Source organism: Crossiella cryophila, from assembly GCF_014204915.1.
In the GTDB taxonomy this organism is placed as follows: domain Bacteria; phylum Actinomycetota; class Actinomycetes; order Mycobacteriales; family Pseudonocardiaceae; genus Crossiella; species Crossiella cryophila.
The window spans coordinates 5,865,739-5,884,289 of record NZ_JACHMH010000001.1 but is presented as its reverse complement, the minus strand read 5'-3'; the positions used below and the strand labels follow the sequence as shown (position 1 = coordinate 5,884,289).

20 protein-coding genes are annotated in these 18,551 nt (G+C 71.4%); 5 read left to right on the top strand and 15 right to left on the bottom strand.

What is annotated here, in order from left to right:
• Positions 1-2: 2 nt before the first annotated feature.
• The 10 genes from pcaC to HNR67_RS25710 all read right to left on the bottom strand — a co-directional run bounded on the left by pcaC (position 3) and on the right by HNR67_RS25710 (position 9,227).
• Positions 3-383 (bottom strand): 4-carboxymuconolactone decarboxylase, encoded by a 381-nt coding sequence (pcaC, locus tag HNR67_RS25760; RefSeq protein WP_185004794.1) that lies wholly within the window; start codon positions 381-383, stop codon positions 3-5.
• A complete protein-coding gene (gene pcaD / locus HNR67_RS25755; RefSeq protein WP_185004793.1) occupies positions 376-1,152 on the bottom strand; it encodes a 3-oxoadipate enol-lactonase in 777 nt (258 codons plus the stop codon). The genes pcaC and pcaD overlap by 8 nt, the downstream gene beginning before the upstream one ends.
• Positions 1,149-3,170 carry a lyase family protein gene (locus tag HNR67_RS44850; RefSeq protein WP_246492593.1) on the bottom strand — a complete coding sequence of 674 codons (2,022 nt, stop codon included), beginning with the start codon at positions 3,168-3,170 and terminating at the stop codon, positions 1,149-1,151. Before HNR67_RS44850 ends, pcaD begins: the two co-directional genes overlap by 4 nt.
• Positions 3,163-3,729 carry a protocatechuate 3,4-dioxygenase subunit alpha gene (pcaG, locus tag HNR67_RS25740; RefSeq protein ID WP_185004792.1) on the bottom strand — a complete coding sequence of 189 codons (567 nt, stop codon included), beginning with the start codon at positions 3,727-3,729 and terminating at the stop codon, positions 3,163-3,165. The genes HNR67_RS44850 and pcaG overlap by 8 nt, the downstream gene beginning before the upstream one ends.
• Positions 3,726-4,466 (bottom strand): protocatechuate 3,4-dioxygenase subunit beta, encoded by a 741-nt coding sequence (pcaH, locus tag HNR67_RS25735; protein ID WP_185004791.1) that lies wholly within the window; start codon positions 4,464-4,466, stop codon positions 3,726-3,728. The genes pcaG and pcaH overlap by 4 nt, the downstream gene beginning before the upstream one ends.
• Positions 4,467-4,499: 33 nt before the next feature.
• Positions 4,500-5,675 carry a 4-hydroxybenzoate 3-monooxygenase gene (locus HNR67_RS25730; RefSeq protein WP_185004790.1) on the bottom strand — a complete coding sequence of 392 codons (1,176 nt, stop codon included), beginning with the start codon at positions 5,673-5,675 and terminating at the stop codon, positions 4,500-4,502.
• Positions 5,676-5,752: 77 nt separating this feature from the next.
• Complete coding sequence (locus HNR67_RS25725; protein WP_185004789.1) at positions 5,753-6,664, bottom strand: IclR family transcriptional regulator; 912 nt, start codon at positions 6,662-6,664, stop codon at positions 5,753-5,755.
• Between the two features lie 2 nt (positions 6,665-6,666).
• Positions 6,667-7,386 (bottom strand): SRPBCC family protein, encoded by a 720-nt coding sequence (locus HNR67_RS25720; protein WP_185004788.1) that lies wholly within the window; start codon positions 7,384-7,386, stop codon positions 6,667-6,669.
• On the bottom strand, positions 7,386-8,006 hold the full coding sequence (locus tag HNR67_RS25715) for an ArsR/SmtB family transcription factor (RefSeq protein WP_185004787.1): 621 nt from the start codon (positions 8,004-8,006) through the stop codon (positions 7,386-7,388). Before HNR67_RS25715 ends, HNR67_RS25720 begins: the two co-directional genes overlap by 1 nt.
• A 48-nt stretch (positions 8,007-8,054) precedes the next feature.
• A complete protein-coding gene (locus HNR67_RS25710) occupies positions 8,055-9,227 on the bottom strand; it encodes a lipase family protein (RefSeq protein WP_185004786.1) in 1,173 nt (390 codons plus the stop codon).
• 240 nt (positions 9,228-9,467) lie between these two features.
• Between HNR67_RS25710 and HNR67_RS25705 the strand changes: the two genes are divergently transcribed.
• A complete protein-coding gene (locus tag HNR67_RS25705; RefSeq protein ID WP_185004785.1) occupies positions 9,468-10,655 on the top strand; it encodes a helix-turn-helix domain-containing protein in 1,188 nt (395 codons plus the stop codon).
• 41 nt (positions 10,656-10,696) lie between these two features.
• On the opposite strand, the gene HNR67_RS25700 is transcribed toward HNR67_RS25705, so the two are convergent.
• From HNR67_RS25700 to HNR67_RS25685, 4 genes are all read right to left on the bottom strand, one after another.
• Positions 10,697-11,071: a phage tail protein gene (locus tag HNR67_RS25700; protein ID WP_185004784.1), complete on the bottom strand. Its 375-nt coding sequence runs from the start codon at positions 11,069-11,071 to the stop codon at positions 10,697-10,699.
• 126 nt (positions 11,072-11,197) lie between these two features.
• Positions 11,198-12,418 carry a hypothetical protein gene (locus HNR67_RS25695; protein ID WP_185004783.1) on the bottom strand — a complete coding sequence of 407 codons (1,221 nt, stop codon included), beginning with the start codon at positions 12,416-12,418 and terminating at the stop codon, positions 11,198-11,200.
• On the bottom strand, positions 12,415-13,056 hold the full coding sequence (locus tag HNR67_RS25690; protein WP_185004782.1) for a hypothetical protein: 642 nt from the start codon (positions 13,054-13,056) through the stop codon (positions 12,415-12,417). The genes HNR67_RS25695 and HNR67_RS25690 overlap by 4 nt, the downstream gene beginning before the upstream one ends.
• Before the next feature lie 78 nt (positions 13,057-13,134).
• The gene (locus HNR67_RS25685) at positions 13,135-14,412 is read right to left on the bottom strand and encodes a DUF6801 domain-containing protein (protein WP_221490051.1); all 1,278 of its coding nucleotides are present in this window, start codon (positions 14,410-14,412) and stop codon (positions 13,135-13,137) included.
• A gap of 230 nt (positions 14,413-14,642) precedes the next feature.
• On the opposite strand from HNR67_RS25685, the gene HNR67_RS25680 reads away from it, so the two are divergent.
• Both HNR67_RS25680 and HNR67_RS25675 read left to right on the top strand, forming a co-directional pair.
• Positions 14,643-14,969: a phosphopantetheine-binding protein gene (locus HNR67_RS25680; RefSeq protein ID WP_185004780.1), complete on the top strand. Its 327-nt coding sequence runs from the start codon at positions 14,643-14,645 to the stop codon at positions 14,967-14,969.
• Positions 14,966-15,796 carry an alpha/beta fold hydrolase gene (locus HNR67_RS25675; RefSeq protein WP_185004779.1) on the top strand — a complete coding sequence of 277 codons (831 nt, stop codon included), beginning with the start codon at positions 14,966-14,968 and terminating at the stop codon, positions 15,794-15,796. Before HNR67_RS25680 ends, HNR67_RS25675 begins: the two co-directional genes overlap by 4 nt.
• Here HNR67_RS25675 and HNR67_RS25670 read toward each other — a convergent pair.
• Positions 15,750-16,076 (bottom strand): winged helix-turn-helix transcriptional regulator, encoded by a 327-nt coding sequence (locus HNR67_RS25670; RefSeq protein ID WP_185004778.1) that lies wholly within the window; start codon positions 16,074-16,076, stop codon positions 15,750-15,752. The two genes, HNR67_RS25675 and HNR67_RS25670, sit on opposite strands and share 47 nt — an antisense overlap.
• A gap of 55 nt (positions 16,077-16,131) precedes the next feature.
• Here HNR67_RS25670 and HNR67_RS25665 point away from each other — a divergent pair, with 55 nt between their 5' ends.
• Both HNR67_RS25665 and lpdA read left to right on the top strand, forming a co-directional pair.
• The gene (locus HNR67_RS25665; RefSeq protein WP_185004777.1) at positions 16,132-16,941 is read left to right on the top strand and encodes an NmrA family NAD(P)-binding protein; all 810 of its coding nucleotides are present in this window, start codon (positions 16,132-16,134) and stop codon (positions 16,939-16,941) included.
• A gap of 105 nt (positions 16,942-17,046) precedes the next feature.
• Entirely contained in the window at positions 17,047-18,450 is a 1,404-nt protein-coding gene (gene lpdA / locus HNR67_RS25660; RefSeq protein WP_185004776.1) for a dihydrolipoyl dehydrogenase, read from the top strand.
• Positions 18,451-18,551 lie beyond the last annotated feature (101 nt).

Here is an 18,551-nt window from a genome sequence, read left to right as displayed (position 1 = left end):
CGTCACAGCTCGCCTAGCTCGGTCAGCACCCGTTGCGCCACCGCGTAGGCGGCGTTGGCGGCGGGCACCCCGGCGTAGACCCCGGTGTGCAGCAGCACCTCGCCGATCTCGGCCGCGGACAGGCCGTTGCGCACGGCCGCGCGCACGTGCATGGCCAGTTCCTCGTGCTGGCCGAGCGCGGTGAGCAGGGCCAGGGTGAGGCAGCTGCGGGTGCGCCGGTCCAGGCCGTCCCTGGTCCAGACCGATCCCCAGGCGGCGCGGGTGATGTAGTCCTGGAAGGGCGCGGTGAACTCGGTCGTGTTCGCCACCGCGCGGTCCACGTGCGCGTCGCCGAGCACCTCCCGCCGCACCCGCATCCCCTCGGCGTACTGCTCGTCAGACATCGAGTGCTCCCAGGTGTTCCAGGACGAGCTGGGTGAACTCCGCGGGCTGTTCCACGTTGCCCAGGTGCGCGGCCTGCTCGACCAGGGCGAATCGCGCGCCGGGGATCCGGTCCGCGATGAGGCGGCCGTGCTCGGGTGGGGTGGCGGGGTCTTCGGAGCCGGAGATCACCAGCGTCGGCGCGCTGATCGTGGGCAGCAGCGGGAGCAGGTCCATCCGCTCGATCGCCCCGCAGCAGGCCGCGTATCCCTCGGCGGAGGTCGCGGTGATCATCCCGCGCAGTTCCGCGACGAACTCCGGCCGCCGCTGGGCGCAGTCCGGGGTGAGCCAGCGGCTGACCACCGCCTCGGCGACCGCGCCGGTGCCCTCGGCCCGCACCAGCCGCGCCCGCTCCGCCCACCCGGATCGCGGGTTGAGGTCGGCCGAGGTGCAGCACAGCACCAGGCCACGCACCCGGTCCGGCCGGTGCGCGGCCAGCCACATGCCGACCATCCCGCCCAGGGACAGCCCGGCGAAGTGCGCCTCCGGCAGGTCCAGCTCATCCAGCAACGCCGCCGCGTCCGCGGCCAGCCCGGCCATCTCGTACGGCCCCGGCGGGGTCGGCGAGGCGCCGTGCCCGCGGTGGTCGTAGGAGATGACCCGGTACCCGGCCGCGGCCAGCGCGCCCGCCTGCGGCCGCCACATCCGGTGGTCGCTGCCGAGCGAGCCGGACAACACCACGGGCGGCCCGTGCACGGGCCCGTCGACCCGGTACGCCGGAAGGATCGTCACCTGTCCTCCATGTGCCACGCGGCCAGCGCGCGATCGACGAACACCCCGGCGCTGCCCAGATAGCCCGCCGGGTCCAGCAACTCCACGATCCGCTGCCGCGACAACTGCGCCGCCACCACCGGATCCGCGCCAAGCACCGCGGCGAAATCCTCCCCCGCCACCGCCCGCCGCGCACACCGGCCAACCACGTCATGCGCCACCAACCGCCCAACCCGCCCGGTCAGCGCCGCCGTGACCCGTTCGGCGAGCAGCACTCCCCCGGTGCGATCCAGGTTCGCCCGCATCCGCACCGGATCCACCCGCAACCGCTCCAGGCTCTCCGCCATCCAGTACGCCGCGGCCCCGGTCACCCGGACGAGTTCGGCCAGGGGCCGCCACTCGGCATGCCAGTGCCCAGCCGCCCGCTGATACTCCTGCGCCCGCACGGAGAACAAGGTCCCCACCAGCCCCGGGGCCTGGGCGGCGGCGCCGGCGGCGAGGACGGCGGCGACCGGGTTCTGCTTGTGCGGCAGGGTGGAGGAGCCGCCGCTGCCCGGGGGGCCTTGCTCGTGGACCTCGCCGATCTCGGTCTGGGCGAGCAGGGTGATGGTGCGGGCGATTCCGGCGGCGGTGGCGGCCAGGTCGGCGAGGGCGGCGGCGATGGTGGTGATGCGGGATCGCTCGGTGTGCCAGGGGAGGGTGGGTTCTTCGAGGTTGAGCGCTCGGGCGAGTCCGGTGAGCACGGCCGGGCCGGTGGGCGGGGGCGGGGTGGTGGTCAGGGGCGAGTCGGCGGGCAAGAGCGGGGTGGTGGTCAGGGGCGAGTCCGCGGGCAAGGACGGGGTGGTGGTCAGGAGCGAGTCCGCGGGCAAGGACGCGGTGGCGGGCGGGGGCGAGTCCGCGGGCAAGAGCGGGGTGGTGAGCGGAGGCGGGTCGATAGCAACGGCCGAGCCGGGGATCGCAGACAAGCCGGCGGTCTCGGCCGGACCAGGGAACGCCACTGGACCTGGGATCGCGGCCAGACCGGGGATCGCCGCCGATCCACTGCTCTCCGCCGGACCAGCGGCCATCACCGGACCAGTGATCGCAGCCGAGGTGACGACGGTCCCTGGACCAGCGGCCATCGCCGGACCGGCAATCGCAGCCGAAGTGGCGACAGTCCCTGCCTCGGCAGCCATCGCCGGAGCGGTGATCGCGGCCGAAGTGGCGACGGTCCCTGCCTCGGCGGGCATGGCCAGACCAGCATTCGTGGGCAGGCCCGTCGTCGCCCCGCCGTCGTGCACCGCAGGACCCGACGCCGGATCAGCGGTCGGCGTCAGGCCGGGCATCACCGCCAGGCCAACTGGCGAGGGCAGGTCGCCGCCCGTCGTCCGGCCAGCGGGCACAGGCGAGCCGGCACTCGCCGTCGGGCCGGGCGCCGCGGAAGCACCCGCGAGACCCACCCGGGCGACCTCCTCCAGCGAAGCCAACGTCCCCGCCGCCCCGCCCAACTGCACCGCGAACCGCAACCCGCGCAACCGTTCCCGGGCAGCCGTCAACGCCGACACCCACCCCGCCGCCGTCAACCCGAAGGTCACCGGCAACGCCTGCTGCCCCAGCGTCCGCCCCGCCTGTGGCGTGTCCCGGTAACGCGCCGCCAACTCCGCCGCCCGCGCACCCGCCCTGTCCACAATGGACAGCAACTCCGCCACCGCACGCCGCAGCACCAGCATGGACGCGGTGTCCAGCACGTCCTGGCTGGTCGCGCCCAGGTGCACGTAGCGCGCTGCCTCGCCGCCCACCTCCGCGGTGAGGGCGCGGACCAGGGGCGCCGCGGGGTTGCCGATGCCGGACGCGGTCGCGCCGATCTCGGTTGGGTTGTAGCGGGCCGGATCACACGCCACCGCAATGGCTTTCGCGTGTTCCGGGGACAGCAGACCGGCCTCGGACTGGGCTTGGGCGAGGGCGCGTTCGAAGTCGAGCATGGCTTGGAGCCAGGCCTGATCATCGACCGTGGCTCTTACCGGGCCGGCGGCGGACAGGGGGTCGAACAGGTCAGACATCGAAGAACACGGTCTCCCGCTCGCCCTGCAGGCGGATGTCGAACCGGTAGCCGTCCTGGGTGCGCTCGGCGATCAGCGTGGCTCGCCGGTCTTGCGGAACCGTGCGCAGGACGGGGTCGGACTGGTGCTGGTCGGTGTGTTCCGGGAAGTAGACGCGGGTCACCACCCGGTGCAGCAGACCTCGGGCCAGCACCGAGATGTCGATGTGCGGCGCCTGAGCCTGCCCTTGCTCAGTCGACCCCACTTCGGCCGGCACCGCACCCGGCACCACGGTGCGTACGCCGTAATCGCCCTCGGCGTTGGTCGTGCACCGGCCGAACCCGCGAAACCCTGGCACCGCAACGGCACCGCGCGGATCAGCCGGGTGGTTGAAACGTCCGTCGGCGTCGGCCTGCCAGGTTTCCACCACCGCGTCCGGGACCGGCTCGCCCGCGCCGTCCCGTACCGTGCCACGCAACCATACCGCATCGGGCATACTCGGTGCCACCGCGTCCGGGCCGTCCGTCCATTCCAGACCCAGGGCGAGGTAGGGGCCGACGGTTTGCGAGGGGGTGCTCATTCGTCTTCCTCCTCGTCCTCGAAGACCGAGGAGTCGTTGCCGCGCAACACGATGTCGAACTCGAAGGCCAGCGCCCAGTTCGGTTGGGTGCGGTCCAGGTCGAAGCGGGAGATCATGCGTTGCCTGGCCTTCGGGTCGGGCACGGAGTTGAAGATGGGGTCCTGGGCGAAGAGTGGGTCGTCCGGGAAGTACATCTGGGTGACCAGGCGCTGGGTGAACGCGGTGCCGAAGACGGAGAAGTGGATGTGCGCGGGACGCCAGGCGTTGTCGTGGTTCTGCCACGGGTAGGCGCCGGGTTTGATGGTGGTGAACTCGTAGCGGCCCTCGCTGTCGGTGAGGGTGCGGCCGGTGCCGTCGAAGTTGGGGTCGACGGGGGCGGGCCAGCGGTCGCGGACGTGCTTGTACCGACCGGCCGCGTTGGCCTGCCACAGCTCGACCAGGGAGTCGCGCACGGGTTCGCCGTTGCCGTCGAGCAGGCGGCCGTGCACGATGATGCGCTGGCCGTGCGGTTCGCCGGGGTGCTGGCGGGTGAGGTCGTTGTCCAGGGGGCCGATCCGGCCGGGGCCGAGCAGCGGTCCGGTGACCTCGGTCAGCCGGTGTGGTAGAACGACAAGGGGTTGCTTCGGGTGGCGGAGCGCGGTGGACCCGTATGCCGGGCTGTCCAGTGGTGGATGGGTGCCTGGTGGGTCCCGGTGGTAGCGCGGCAGCGCGAGCCGGTGCCCTTCGGTCGTCGACATCGTCTCCCCTTCTGACTCCAGCGACTTCTGGCCTCAGCAGCCGATCGGCAGACCGGCGTAGTTCTGGGCCAGCTCGGTGGCCGCGGCGGTGGAGGTGCGCACCGCGTCGAGCTGGGCGAGTTGCAGGCGGGCGTCGAAGTCGTCGCCGTGCCGGTGCAGCATGGTGGTCATCCACCAGGAGAAGTGGGTGCACCGCCAGACCCGGCGCAGCGCGGTGTCCGAATAGGACTCGGCCAGCTCCGGTTTGCCGTCCAGCAGCCAGGCGACCAATGCGCGGTGCAGCAGCACCACGTCGGCGACCGCGAGGTTGAGGCCCTTGGCGCCGGTGGGCGGCACGATGTGCCCGGCGTCGCCCGCCAGGAAGAGCCTGCCGTGCCGGAGCGGGGTGGCCACGAAACTGCGCATGGGCAGCACGCTTTTCTCGGTGATCGGACCGGTGGTGAGCTGCCAGCCGCCGTCGTGCGCGCCGAGCCGGGTGGCCAGTGCGGTCCAGATCCGTTCGTCCGGCCATTCCGCCGGGTCCTCGCCGGGCCGGACCTGGAGGTAGAACCGGCTGATGGTGCTGGATCGCATGCTGTGCATGGCGAAGCCGTCCCGGTGCCAGGCGTAGATCAGTTCGTCGGTGGAGGGCGGCACCTCGGCGAGCACGCCGAGCCAGGCGAACGGATAGTCCCTGGTCCAGGTCTGGCGCAGGGCGGCGGGCAGGGCCTGGCGGCTGGGGCCGTGGTGGCCGTCGCAGCCGGCGATGACCTGGGCCTCGATCCGGTGTGCCTGCCCGTCGGCGTCCACGAAGGTCACGTGCGGCCGATCGGTGTCCACGCCGTGCAGTTCGACCTGGCTGGCGCCGTAGAAGACCGGGCGGTCGGCGCGTTCGCGGGCGGCCATCAGGTCCTTGGTGACCTCGGTCTGCCCGTACACCGACACCGAGCGGCCGATCAGGTCGACGAAGTCCACGTGCTCGCGGTGGCCGGGCCACTGGAGGTAGATCCCCCGGTGCCGCAAGGCTTCCGCGCCCAGCCGCTCGCCCACCCCGGCATCCCGCAGCACCTCGACCGTGCCCGCCTCCAGGATCCCGGCGCGGATGCGGGACTGCACGTGTTCGGCGCTCTGGCGTTCGATCAGCACCGAGTCGACGCCGTCCAGCCCGAGCAGGTGCGAGAGCAGCAGACCGGCCGGCCCGGCGCCGATGATGACCACCTGGGTGCGCATCCACTCCCCTTTCTCCGTGGACGCACCTTGGCCGTCGCGGCCCGCGCGGAGCTACCTCACTTTCATTGAATGAGACACTAGGCCGGGTGTGGTGGATCTTGTGCGTGAGCGCCGGAGTCCAGGTCGTTCATGGCGGTGCCGCGGGGACGGCCGCGTACCGGGATGTACGTGGTCGTCCCCGCGGTGCCGTCAGGGGCGGCCTGGGCCCGGCGATCGTGTGCAAGATCCACCACACCCGGCCTACCAGCGCCGAGGGCGCGGGATATCCCCCGGGCGGCGGCACGCAGGGCGGGCAGGTGGCCCTGGACCTGGGCGTCGTCGGGCACGATCACCGCGAGCGCGGCGGTCACCTCGTTGTCCGGACCGCGCACCGGGGCGGCGATGCCGGTGACGCCGTCGTCGATGAACCCGCGACACAACGCGAATCCGCCGCGCCGGACATCGGCCAGAAAGGCACGCAGCCGCCCGGGATCGGTGATGGTGCGCTTGGCGTAGGCGGGCAACGGTCCGGTGAGCACGGATTCCTGCAGGTCGACCGGGGCGTGTGCGAGCAGCACCAGTCCGGCCGAGTTGACGTGCAGCGGCAGCCGCCCGGCGATCCGGATGACGTTGTCCACCGCGCCCGGTGCGGACAGCCGTTCCAGGAACAGCACCTCGCGGCCTTCGAGCACGCCGAGCTGGGTGTGGTGGCCGACCACGGCCTGGAGGTCTTCCATGAACGGCATGGCGGCCTCGCGCAGGCTCAGCGCGGGCGAGGCCCTGGAGGCCAGTTCCCAGATCCGCAGGCCCAGCCGCACGCTGCGGTCGGGTTCGCGGTGCAGCCAGCCGTGGCCGACCAGCTCCTCGATCAGGCGGGAGGCGGTGGGCACGGGCAGCCCGGCGCGGCGGGCGATCTCCGAGACCCGCAGCGCCGGGGTGTCCGTGCCGAAGGTCTCGAAGATGCGCACCACCCGCGCCAGCACCGACTCCCCGGCAGGCGAGTTGGCCATGCTCAGCCCTGGGCGGGGTACAGCCCGTGCAGCCAGACCCGCCATGCCTCGTCGGTGGCGGGCTGTTCGGCCGGGTAGTAGAAGTGGTGGCCGACCGCGATGGTCATGCCGAGCGGGGCGCGGCCGTGGAAGCGGTAGAGCGCGTCCTCGGTGCGCACCGCGAGGAAGGGGGCCTCCTCGCCCTCGAACCAGTCCACCTCGCCGTCGATGGCGGGCAGGCCCTCGGGCGTGAGGTGCACCCGCTCGCCCAGGGCGGGGTTGTGGTCCAGGCCGAGTCCGCGCAGCAGCACCTCCCACGCCTCGGGCTTCGCGGTGACCTCCGGACCCTCCGCGGTGATGTAGACCGCGGGCCTGCCGGTGAAGTGCTGGAGGTACAGCGCGAGGGTGTGCAGGTACATGTCCCAGCCGCGGGCGGTCATGGCCTCGAACTCCGCGCCCCAGTCATCGCTGAGGAAGCCGCTGTGCACGAAGCGGAGCACGGTGCTGCCGCCGTCCCTGGCCTCGATCAGGTACTCGAAGGCGTGAAAGGAGCCGTCCGGCGCCGCCGGGGTGGTCACGGACAGGTGCTCGCCCGGCTGCCAGACCTCGCAGGCGCCCTCCTCCGGCGCGGGCTGGGACATGAACCATGCCTCCAGGCCGGGTCCGGTGGAGATCGCGTCCCACACCTGCTGCGGCGTGGCCGCCAGCTCGACTTCCTTGTGCAGCTCGAACTTCCGGCCCATTACGACTCCTTGTCAGTGTTGTTGTCAGGGGGATCCAGCACCGGCCGCACGCTCGGGTGCACGGCCACCAGCACCCGGTGGGCGCGGCCGCCCGCCGTTGTCTCATCGTGGTACTTGCTGATCAGCCCGGCCACCGCAGCGGCCAGCTCCCGGGCGAAGGCCGCCCGTTCGGTGGCGGAGGCGAAGCGGATCTCGCCGTCGAGGGCGAAGGTCGCCACGGGTTTGCCCGCCTTGCGGCTGCCGGTGATGAGCCTGCCGACGTCGCGGACCAGCCGGGCGGCCAGGGCCAGCAGCCAGCGGGCGGAGAGCTGGTCCGGCGCGCGGGCCGGATCGGGCTGCACCGCGGACAGGGCGTCGGGCGAGATCACATAGGAGGCGGCGGTGGCCCGCAGCACCCGTTCGGTGAAGTTGCCCTTGCGCCGTTCCTCCACCAGCTCCACCAGCCCGTGTTTTTCCAGCTCACGGAGGTGGTAGTTGACTTTCTGCCGCGGGATGCCGACCCGGGCGGCCAGGGTGCTGGCCGAACCCGGTTCGACGAGTTCGGCAAGCAGACGCGACCGCAGCGGATCCAGTGAGATCTCCGCCGCGGCCGCGTTCTCGATCACCGCTACCTCAAGCATGCGGCAATACTGGCTTGGACAAATTTTTTTGTCAAGGCTTCCCGGTGATCAGCACCCGGAGGTGGCGGGCACCCCCGCGAAGCGGTCGGCGAGGAAGCGGTGCGCGGCCTCGTTGCCGGTGTAGACCAGGGTGATGTGGTCGCTGGGGTAGCCCTGCCAGCGCGCGTTGACGCCGAGCCGGCAGTAGTCCGCGAACAGCTCCTTGGCCTGGGGCAGGTGCACGAGTTCGTCGTTCTCGGCGTGGTACTGGAACACCGGCACCGGGATCTTCTTCGTGCCGAGCTTGTTCTCCCTGACCCTGGCCAGCCACTGCGGGGTCAGCACCGGGCTGCTGGTGGTGTGGTCGCTGAGCTTGCCCTTGGGGTACCAGGTGAGCAGCTCGAAGGTGCAGGCCTCGCGCCGCATCCGGGCGAACTCGGTGCGCCCCTTGTCGTTGAGGTAGTCGTTGAGCTTCAGCTCCGGATATGCCTGGTCCAGGCCCATCAGCGCGTAGGCGAGCACGCCGTAGCCGGGCTTGCCCTCCAGGGGCAGGGCGACCTGGATCAGGTCCGCGGGCACGCCGCCGCCGACCACGCCGACCAGGTTCAGCTCGGGCGCGTAACCCGGCTGGGTCTCCCCCGCCCACATGGCCGCGCCGCCGCCCTGGGAGTAGCCGCGGAAGGCGACCTTGGCGTTGGCGGACAACCCGGTCGCGGGCAGTCGCAGCGCGGCCCGGACCACGTCGATCACCGCGGCGCCCATGGAGCGCCCGACGATGTAGGTGGTGCGTGGTTCGGGGGTGTAGCCCTCGTAGTCGGTGATGGCAACCGCGTAGCCGCGGGCCAGCAGGTCGTTGACCGCGGGCTGTTCGTAGAGCGCGCCGACCTCGACCATGGTCGAGGGGGTGCAGCGGAAGGCCGGTCCGTGCGTGCCCACGGCCAGGCCGACCACCGGCGCGGTCCTCGGGTCGACGTGGGTGGGCACCAGCACGGTGCCGGTGACCGCGTGCCGCTGACCCAGGGCGTTGGTGGACAGGTACATCACCTGCCAGGCCTTGGCCTTGCCCCGGGTGGGCGGGTTGTCCGAGACCCGGGAGCGCACCAGGTCGCCGGGCGCGCCGGCGGGCAGCGGGTCCGGCGGCTGGTAGAAGCTGTCCGCGAGCGCCGCCGGCGACGGCAGCAGCGCCACCACCAGCAGGGCGCCGGACAACGCCAGCAGGACACGGCGAATGGAACGTGACATCGCTCGACCTCCGAGCCGCACGACTAGTCTGAAAAACAGGGAATTGGCCAGCTGGCCGACCCCGCAAAACTACCACTCACCCCGAGGCGCCCGAAGTACTATTCTTTGTCACCTGATCACAAAAACCGGACCCGGAAACACGCACCTCTACACGATGACCTCACACGATCAGGCGACGTCGACTGTCAGAAGTAATGTTCACATTTGACAGGATTGGCAGCGACTCAGCTAATACACGGTATGCGACTGGCGAGTCGACTGTGGTCGACCATCCCGAAGGAGTTCGCCCGCCCGTTCCGCCCGCACGTGGCGCGCATGACCGCGGACATGATCCAGGAGATCCGGCGCGCGGTGCCGGAGTACGAGGCACTGCTGGGCAGCCAGCACGAACCGATCATCGTCGAGGCCATCGAGAAGGCCATCCTGCACTGCATCGACAACCTCGGCGACCCGCAGTTCCGCAGCGACGAGTGGGCGGGCTACCTGCGCCACCGGGGCCGGGTGGAGTTCCAGGAGGGCCGCAGCGCGAACGCGTTGCAGACCGCCTACCGGGTCGGCGGCAAGGTCGCCTGGCGGCACGTCTGCGCGGTCGGCCAGAACCTGGGCTTCCCCTCCGAGCTGCTGTTCGTGGCCGCCGAGGCGATCTTCGCCTACGTGGAGGAGCTGTCCGCGCTGGCCGTGGAGGGCTACACCGAGGCGCAGCGGCAGGCCGCGGGCAGCCGGGAACGGCGTCGGCGTCGGCTGCTGGAACTGATCCTGACCGAGCCGCCACCGTCCCGGCGGGTACTGGTCGAGCACGCCGAGGCGGCCCGCTGGACCATGCCGGACTCGGTGGTCGCGGTCGCCCTGGAGCCCCGCGGCGACCAGCACACGCTCAGCCCGCCCGCGCTGGACCCGGAGGTGCTGGTCGATCTGGAGGGCGAGGTGCCCTGCCTGGTCACCGCCAACCCGGAACGGCATCTGCGCAACCTGGCCCGCAACCTCAACGGCTGGCGGGCCGCGGTCGGCCTGCCGGTGCCACTGGCCGAGGCGGCGATGTCGCTGCGCGGCGCGCGGCGGGCCCTGCGGCTGGTGCAGCGGAACCTGCTGCCGGATCGTCCGGTCACCTGGTGCGCGGACGAACTGCCCACGCTGTGCCTGTTCGCCGACGAGTTCCTCATCGGTGAACTGGCCCGCCGCTGCCTGACCCCCCTGGACGACCTCACCCCGAAACAGCGCCGCCGCCTGGCCGACACCCTGCTGGCCTGGCTGAGCAGCCGCCGCAACGCCCTGGAGATCGCCGCCGACCTGGACGTGCACCCGCAGACCGTGCGCTACCGGTTGCACCAGCTCGAACGCCTCTTCGGCGACCGCCTGACCGACCCCGACCAGCGGCTGGCCCTGGAGCTGGCGCTGCGCGCGGAACGGCTGCTGCACCCCAGTCCGTGACCTGGAGTGCCACTGACCGGGCGGGTCAGTGGCACTCCAGGTCAGTGGTACTCCACGCTCATCGACTCCGCGCACATGGTCAGCTCGGCGATGGCCACCTGGTCGTGCCTGGTGTCGAAGCTGGGCGCGGCGATCCGGGTCGGGTAGGCGCTGCGCACCCGCCAGGTGACCAGCAGTTCCGGGCCGGGATCGTTGGTCAGGCTGATCGCCAGGTCCCGCTCGGCGACCCGGTCCCCCCAGGCCGAGCCCAGCCAGTTCCACAGCTCGCCGCGGGCCGCGCAGACACCGCGGGTCAGGGTGAAATCGACGTTGTGCCTGCGCGCGCCGATCGGTTCGCGCCCGGTCTGCAGGCCGGTGACCCGGACGAAGGCCATCACGTCGCCCTCCACCGCCACCCGGAACCGATAGGACGGCATCGGGGGACGCCTAGTGGTCAACTCGGCCGACGTGCGCATAGGGAGCCCTCTCACCTGGAAGACGATCAGGCCCCAGCATGCGACGACGCTGAGTGACACCGCCGTGACGTGGCGCACAAACCAGCGTCACGGACGCAACCGCAATGTGGTGACCACCCGGTTGTCCCCGCCGGCGACCAGGCCGGTGAACAGCGGACTCAGGTCCTCCCGGAGGCCACAGCCGGTGAACGGCGGGATCTCGAAGACCGAGGTGTAGCGGTAGTCGGTGTTGGGCAGGATCGGCAGCTCGCCGATGAGCCGGAACACCGCGGGCGCGCTGGTCCGGCAGTTCTCGCCGACCTCCACCGGCACGGTGTCCTGGCGCACGTCGCGCAGCCGCAGGCGCAGCGGCACGGTGATGTCGAGTTTGCCGCCGGGCAGGGTGCCGGTGGCGGGTCCGTCGGGCTCGAACTCGATGGTGGCGGTGTGCGGGACGAAGCCGAGCACGATGAAGTACGACCTGGTCGGCGGGATGGCCAGGGTGCCGGAGAGCTTGCCGGTGCCGAGGTTGACGGTGGTGTTCATCAGGCCGGGGGTGGTGGTGACCTCGGAGCGCAGCTTGCGGATGGTGGCGGTGGTGCGGACGTCGTGGCGGAGTTCGATGTCGGCGTCGGGGGCGGCGCCGGGGATCAGCGGGGCCAGGCAGGGGGTGGGGTTCGGGGACGGACCGGGGCTCGGAGCGGGGCTGGGGCTGGGTGACGGGCTGGGGCGGGTGGTCGGGGACGGGGTGAGCTGGCTCGTGGGTGGCGGGCTGGACGGGGTGGGGCTCGGGCTGACCTGCGGGGATGTGGTTGCGCTGGTGGTGGCGGGATCCGGGTCGGTCGCGGGATCCGGGTCGGTGGCGCCCGGTTGGGCGGCGCGGGGCTGGCTCGCGGCGCGCGGGATCGCACCCCGAGGCTGGATCGCGGCGAGCGACCCAGCCCGCGACGACCCGGCACTGGGTGCCTGCGCCGATCCCGGAGTCGTCGGAGACCCCGGGATCGGCGCGGCCTCGCGGTCGGTCGGCGGCTCGATGGCGGACCGGGCCGCCGACCGGTCACCGGGCAGTGGTGCCCGGCGTTGCGGGACCGGCTGGTCGCCGGTCGGCTTGGTGTCGCCGGCCGGGGAGGCGGCGCCGGTCAGGCAGGGACTTACCTGACCGGCGCCGCCGCTCGGGGCCGGCTCGGGAACCGGCGCCGCGTACTGCCCGGCGGGCGCGGCCCCGGCGGTGATCACCACAGCCGTGGTGGCCAGCACGGCGGCGAGTCCGGTCAGTCGCCAGTGCCACCGCCTGGCGGCCGGGGACCGCCTACGCGGCGCGGGGCTCATCTCGGGGCCGGGACCTTGGGCAACTCGGCCAGCTGGTCCGGGCTCGGCGGGTCCACCACAACCGGGGCACCCCAGTCGTGGAAGGCCGCCGAGACCGAGCCGATCGAGGCCCGCACCGGCCGGTCGTTGCCGTCCACCGACAACAGGACACTGTGCCCGGCCGGCACGGCAACCTCGTAGCGCACACCTTCGGGTGCGGTCTTGGCCGAGGCCAGGCTCGCCCCGGCCGGGACCAGCTTGCGCGGGTCGGACAGGTCGCGGATGCGCTCGGCCACCTCCGCCATCGGCTTGGCCAGCTCGGCGCCGTCGCCGGTCAGGCGCAGCCAGGATCTGGCGCCCGGTGCGCGGTGGTCATCGGGGATCCGGACGTAGGACGCGTCGGGCAGGAACGCGTACGTCACGGGCTGACCGCCGGGTTTGGTCAGGTCGCACCGGGCGCTGGTGATGTCCCGGCGGCACACGGCCTTGCCGGTCACCCCCAGATCGAGGTCGACCGCCACCGACTTCTGCGTGTCGGCCGCGGTGCTGATGGCCCTGGCCAGGGCCGGTGCGTCCGGGTGGCCGGGCGCGGCGGCGGGTGTGCCGCCACAGCCGGTGACGGCGAGCAGCAGTGACAGGGCGGGGATGGTGGCGCGCATCAAGGCCTCCGGCAGGCGAGGGGTGGGACCCGGGTGCGGACGGGTTGGCGGCGACCGCCGTCCGCACCCGGGAGCTGGTTACTTCTTCTTGAGGTCGAGCGTGATCGTGTTGCCGGGGCCGGAGGTCACGGCGCTGACCACGTCGGTGATGAAGGTGCCGCACCCGGCGAAGGCCGGGATGTCGTAGTCACCGGTGAGCGTGCCGCCGACCATCGGGTTGAAGTTCGGACCCGAGTTGAGCGCGATGTCGGCCGGCTTGGTGGTCTGGCAGGTGTTGCCCAGCACCACCGGGATGCCCCAGATCCGGATGTCGGGCAGCCGGATGGTGACCTTGGAGCTGGACTTGACCACGCCGCCGGTGAAGGTGCCGGTGGTCTTGCCGACGGGCAGCAGTTCCACCACGGACTCGGTGGGGATGAACCCGAAGAGCTTGAAACTGGCCTTGGTCTTGGGCAGGGACAGGTCGCCGGAGAGCGCGCCGGACTGCAGGTTGACCTTGGCGGCGAACTCACCGGGGCCGAGCACGACCGGGGTGTTGAGCTTCTTGATGTGGGACTTGCCGTTGAGGCCGTAGCTGATCTCCAGGTCCGCCGGCGGCGGGGTGGTTGAGGTCGAGGTCGGGCTGGTGGAGCTGGTCGTGGTGCTGCTCGGACTGGTCGTGGTGCTGGTCGGTTTGGTGGTGCTGCTGGAGGTCGTGGTGCTGGTCGTCGTGGTGGTGGTGCCGCCAGGCGGCAGCACGTCGACCTCGTACAGCCTGGTCTTCTGCGGCGGCTCGGTCGCCTTGATCGTGCAGGCCGAGTCGAAGGTGCCCAGACCGGTCGGCGTGCCGTCGGCCTTGAGCGGGGTGAGCGTGGTGAGGAAGTTGCCGACGTCGATCGTGGTGCGGCCCGGGTTGGGCAGCGCGAACGACGGGGCCTTGCCCTTGGCGATGACGTCGAAGGGCCCCGAATCCGGGATCGGGGTCTTCGGGAAGGTCATCGGCACCTTGAGGTCAAGGGCGAGTCCGGCGTTGTCGAGCTTGGTGTCCGCGACCGCCTTGCCCTCGATGGTGGCCGCCGAGACCAGCTTCAGTCCGGCGGTGGCATCGGCGGGCACGGTGGCCACCGCGGTCACATCCACCTCAGGGGTGGGCTGACCGGCGACCGGCTTCTCCGGCAGACCGGTCACGGTGATCTTGACCGACATGTCCTTCACGCCGATCAACGGGAACGGGCAGCTGTACACCAGGGTCAGCTCGGCTGGGGGCGCGGCGATGCCGGTGCCCGCACCCGCCAGCACGCCGGCCGTGGTCAGCATCGCCCCGACGGTCACCGTGGCCAGTGCCCCGGCAAGCCTGCTGCGATTGTTCATCTTCATTGACTCCTCATCGCACGGGATTGGCTCACCCCACCCAACGCCATTCCCGGAAGCAAGGTTACGCGGCAATTTCTGGATTTCTTTTTCTTGTCAACGCCCGCCAAAACTTGATCATCGCGTTTGTCATCGGATGCGCATCCTAGAAAGGCCCGACGTTTGGGTGTTGACCAGGTTCATTATGCGGCAATAACGTCCGCCGGACCCCGATCCTAATCGAAAGGCGATTTCCCATGCCCGAACTGGCGATACCGGTCGCGGTCGACGCCGACGAGGTGCTGGCCGAGGTCACGGTGATGATCCGGACCCTGCTGGAGCACTACGGACTCGACGATGTGGCCATCGGCCGCTGGTGCCGGTTCCACGACGACCTGGACCTGGAGAGCATCGACCTGGTCAAGCTGGCCACCGCGCTGCGGGACCGCTACGGCGAGCCGGTGAACCTGGCCGCCTTCCTGGCCGGGCTGGACCTGGACGCGCTGATCGGGCTGACCGTCGGGCACCTGGTCGACTACATCGTCGCCGCGCTGCGGGCGACCGGGACGGAGCGGCGCCGGTGACCCTGTTGACGGTCTGCGGACTCGACGTGCACGTGCAGCGGCTGCTCCCCCGCGGCGACGGCCGCGAGGCGCCGCTGGTGGTGTGCGTGCACGGCATCCTCACCGACAGCCTGGCCAGCTACTACTTCACCCTCGGCCCGGCGCTGGCCGCCGCCGGGTACGAGGTGCTCATGTACGACCTGCGCGGGCACGGCCGCAGCCACCGCCCGGCCGGCGGCTACCAGCTGGAACGTTTCGTCGGGGATCTGCGGCACCTGCTGGACCGGTTGAACGTGCGCCGCCCGGTGCACCTGATCGGCAACTCCTTCGGCGGCACGGTCGCCTTCGGCCTGGCCGCGGCCAACCCGGAACTGGTGGCCAGCCTGGCCTTCATCGAGTCCGAACCCGCGCTGGCGCCGTGGCAACCGAAGATGGCGGCCAACCTGGCGCGGGCCAAGCGGGAGCTGGTGCGCGAGGAATCACTGGCCTGGATCGCCACCGAGTACAACCCGCACACCGCGCGACTGGCCAAGGGCGCGGCGAAGTTGTTGCACAGCACCACGATCGCCGAGGACATCCCGGCCAGCCAGGTGCTGACCGAGGAGGAGGTGGCCGCGATCCAGGCGCCGGTGTTCGGCATCTACGGCGACCGGTCCGACCTGGCCGCGCAGGCCCCGTGGCTGGAGAAGTTGCTGCCACGCTGCCGGACCGTGGTCATCCCGGACCAGGAGCATTCGGTGCTGATCGAACGCACCCCGCTGACCAGGGCGTTGTTACTGGAGTGGCTGGGCGAGCACGCGCTCAGCGCACCGGCAGGTCCCGTTCGGCCCATTCGGCCATCGCGGTGAAGACGGTCTGCAGCCGGTAGCCCGCCTCGGTCAGTTCGTACTCGACCCGGGGCGGGACCTCGGCGTACGGGGTGCGGGTGAGCAGCCCGGTGCGTTCGAGGCCCTTCAACCGCGCGGACAGGGTTTTCGGGCTGATCCCGGGCAGCGCGGCCCGCAGCTCGGTGAACCGGCGCGGCCCCATCAGCAGCTCGCGGACGACCAGGGTGGCCCACGGGCCTTCCAGCACGGTCAGGAACCGGGCGATCGGACACTCCGGCAAAGTGTGGTCCGGCTCACTCATCCAAACTCCATTAGTTCATTTGAGGAAACTGATTCCCCGTCGGAACTATAGCGGCATGACCTACCTCGTGCACGGCGCCACCGGCGCCCAGGGCGGCCCCGTCGCGGCGCTGCTGAAGGCCAACGGCCACGACGTCCGCCCGCTCACCCGCGCGACCGCGGAACTCGACGACATCCTGGCCCTGACCAGCGCCTACGCCGGGGTGGAAGCCGCCTTCATCCACTTCCCGATCACCCCGGACCCGGCCGCGCCCGGCCGCTGGGCCAAGGCAGTGGCCACCGCGGTGCTGGCCGCGAAGCCGCGCCGGGTGGTCATCTCCACCAGCGGCGGGGTCGGCGACGAGCGGCTGGCCGTGATCTCCGGTCTGGCCGCCGAACTGCGGGCGGGCGGGGTGCCCGCGACCCTGCTCGCGCCCCGGCTGTTCCGGGAGAACCTGCTGCTGCCGCCCATCCAGGACCGGCTGCGCGCCGACGGCACCCTCATCTACCCGGTGCGCGCGGACCAGCCGATCGCCTGGGTGAGCCACCTGGACGTGGCCGAGGCCGCCGTGGCCGCGCTGACCAGTGCGACCGCCCCTGATGAGGTGCACCTGGGCGAGACCCTCACCGGCCCGGAACTGGCCGCCGGATTCGCCGCGCACCTGGGCCGCCCGGTGACGTACCAGCAGCTCAGCCCCGCCGAGTTCCAGGTGCTGCTCGCCCCGCTGCTGGGCGAGGCCGCCGCCGCGGGCATCGCCGCCTCCTACGGCGACATCGCCGGTCTGCCGCACCTGAGCTTCCCGGCCGAGCAGGGCGGCGAGGCGCTGCTGGGCGCGCAGCCGCGGGGCACCGCGGCCTGGCTGGCCGAGCTGGACATCCCGGCCTGATCCCCGCCGGCGCCGGGCGCCACGACCACGAAGTGCAACACCTCACCCCGGGCCGCCCCCTCCTCTGGCGGGTCCACTAGACCGACCGTGCGTAGGGTGTTGCGGGTGAGTACACATTTCGATGTCGTGGTGCTCGGCGCCGGACCCGGCGGGTATGTCGCGGCAATCCGAGCCGCGCAACTCGGCCTGCGGACCGCGGTGATCGAGGAGCGCTACTGGGGCGGGGTCTGTCTCAACGTGGGCTGCATCCCGTCGAAGGCGCTGCTGCGCAACGCCGAGCTGGCGCACATCTTCCAGCACGAGGCGCAGGAGTACGGCTTCTCCGTCGAGGGTGGGAAGGTCAGCGTCGACTACGGCGCCGCCTACCGCCGCAGCCGCAAGGTCGCCGACGGCCGGGTCAAGGGCGTGCACTTCCTGATGCGCAAGAACGGCATCACCGAGTTCACCGGCCGCGGCGCGTTCCTGGACGCCAAGCGGATCCAGGTCGCCCTGGCCGACGGCGGCACCGAGACGATCAGCTTCGACCACTGCATCATCGCCGCGGGCGCCTCGCCGCGTCTGCTGCCAGGGACCACGCTGTCGGATCGCGTGGTCACCTACGAGGAGCAGATCCTGGCCGAGGAGCTGCCCGGCAGCATCGTCATCGCCGGGGCGGGCGCGATCGGCGTCGAATTCGCCTACGTGCTGGTCAACTACGGGGTCGACGTCACCATCGTCGAGTACCTGGACCGCCTGGTCCCCCTTGAGGACGAGGAGGTGTCCAAGGAGCTGGCCAAGCACTACCGCAAGCTGGGCATCAAGATCCGCACCGGCACCAGGGTGGACCGGATCGACGACTCCGGCGAGCAGGTCCGGATCGAGGTCACCGGTCCGCAGGGCGCGGAGACGCTGCACGCGGACAAGGTGTTGCAGGCCATCGGTTTCGCCCCCAACACCACCGGCTACGGCCTGGAGAACACCGGGGTGGCGCTGACCGAGCGCGGCGCGATCCAGATCGACGGCCGCGGCCGCACGAATGTGCCGGGCATCTACGCCATCGGCGATGTCACCGCCAAGCTGATGCTCGCGCACGCCGCCGAGGCCATGGGCGTGATCGCGGTGGAGACCATCGCGAACGTGGAGACCATGGAACTGGACTTCACCATGATCCCGCGCGCGACCTACTGCCAGCCGCAGATCGCCAGCTTCGGCCTGACCGAGGCGCAGGCCCGGGAGGCCGGGTACGAGGTCAAGGTGGCCAAGTTCCCGTTCACCGCCAACGGCAAGGCGCCTGGGCTCAACGACACCCGCGGCTTCGTCAAGCTGATCTCCGACGCCAAGTACGGCGAGTTCCTCGGCGGGCACCTGATCGGCCCCGAGGTCACCGAACTGCTGCCGGAGCTGACCCTGGCCCAGCAGTGGGACCTGACCGTGCACGAGGTCGCCCGCAACGTGCACGCGCACCCGACGCTGGGTGAGGCGGTCAAGGAGGCCATCCACGGCCTCGCGGGGCACATGATCAACATGTGAGTCCCGAGCGTTCCCCGGAGTCACGGCGAGGTCACGCTCCGGGGAACGCTCAGCCGAACATCCTCTTGGCGGGTTGCCTTCCGGCGCGGGAAGATCTGGTT

What these genes read in the sequence shown, in the direction of transcription:
- HNR67_RS25695 (WP_185004783.1), bottom strand. Translation starts at nt 12,418, where the DNA reads ATGAGCCCCGCGCCGCGTAGGCGGTCCCCGGCCGCCAGGCGGTGGCAC.
- HNR67_RS44850 (WP_246492593.1), bottom strand. Translation starts at nt 3,170, where the DNA reads ATGTCTGACCTGTTCGACCCCCTGTCCGCCGCCGGCCCGGTAAGAGCC.
- HNR67_RS25730 (WP_185004790.1), bottom strand. Translation starts at nt 5,675, where the DNA reads ATGCGCACCCAGGTGGTCATCATCGGCGCCGGGCCGGCCGGTCTGCTG.
- pcaG (WP_185004792.1), bottom strand. Translation starts at nt 3,729, where the DNA reads ATGAGCACCCCCTCGCAAACCGTCGGCCCCTACCTCGCCCTGGGTCTG.
- HNR67_RS25720 (WP_185004788.1), bottom strand. Translation starts at nt 7,386, where the DNA reads ATGGGCCGGAAGTTCGAGCTGCACAAGGAAGTCGAGCTGGCGGCCACG.
- HNR67_RS25700 (WP_185004784.1), bottom strand. Translation starts at nt 11,071, where the DNA reads ATGCCGTCCTATCGGTTCCGGGTGGCGGTGGAGGGCGACGTGATGGCC.
- HNR67_RS25705 (WP_185004785.1), top strand. Translation starts at nt 9,468, where the DNA reads ATGCGACTGGCGAGTCGACTGTGGTCGACCATCCCGAAGGAGTTCGCC.
- pcaC (WP_185004794.1), bottom strand. Translation starts at nt 383, where the DNA reads ATGTCTGACGAGCAGTACGCCGAGGGGATGCGGGTGCGGCGGGAGGTG.
- HNR67_RS25715 (WP_185004787.1), bottom strand. Translation starts at nt 8,006, where the DNA reads ATGCTTGAGGTAGCGGTGATCGAGAACGCGGCCGCGGCGGAGATCTCA.
- HNR67_RS25710 (WP_185004786.1), bottom strand. Translation starts at nt 9,227, where the DNA reads ATGTCACGTTCCATTCGCCGTGTCCTGCTGGCGTTGTCCGGCGCCCTG.
- HNR67_RS25725 (WP_185004789.1), bottom strand. Translation starts at nt 6,664, where the DNA reads ATGGCCAACTCGCCTGCCGGGGAGTCGGTGCTGGCGCGGGTGGTGCGC.
- HNR67_RS25665 (WP_185004777.1), top strand. Translation starts at nt 16,132, where the DNA reads ATGACCTACCTCGTGCACGGCGCCACCGGCGCCCAGGGCGGCCCCGTC.
- HNR67_RS25685 (WP_221490051.1), bottom strand. Translation starts at nt 14,412, where the DNA reads ATGAAGATGAACAATCGCAGCAGGCTTGCCGGGGCACTGGCCACGGTG.
- HNR67_RS25690 (WP_185004782.1), bottom strand. Translation starts at nt 13,056, where the DNA reads ATGCGCGCCACCATCCCCGCCCTGTCACTGCTGCTCGCCGTCACCGGC.
- HNR67_RS25680 (WP_185004780.1), top strand. Translation starts at nt 14,643, where the DNA reads ATGCCCGAACTGGCGATACCGGTCGCGGTCGACGCCGACGAGGTGCTG.
- pcaH (WP_185004791.1), bottom strand. Translation starts at nt 4,466, where the DNA reads ATGTCGACGACCGAAGGGCACCGGCTCGCGCTGCCGCGCTACCACCGG.
- HNR67_RS25670 (WP_185004778.1), bottom strand. Translation starts at nt 16,076, where the DNA reads ATGAGTGAGCCGGACCACACTTTGCCGGAGTGTCCGATCGCCCGGTTC.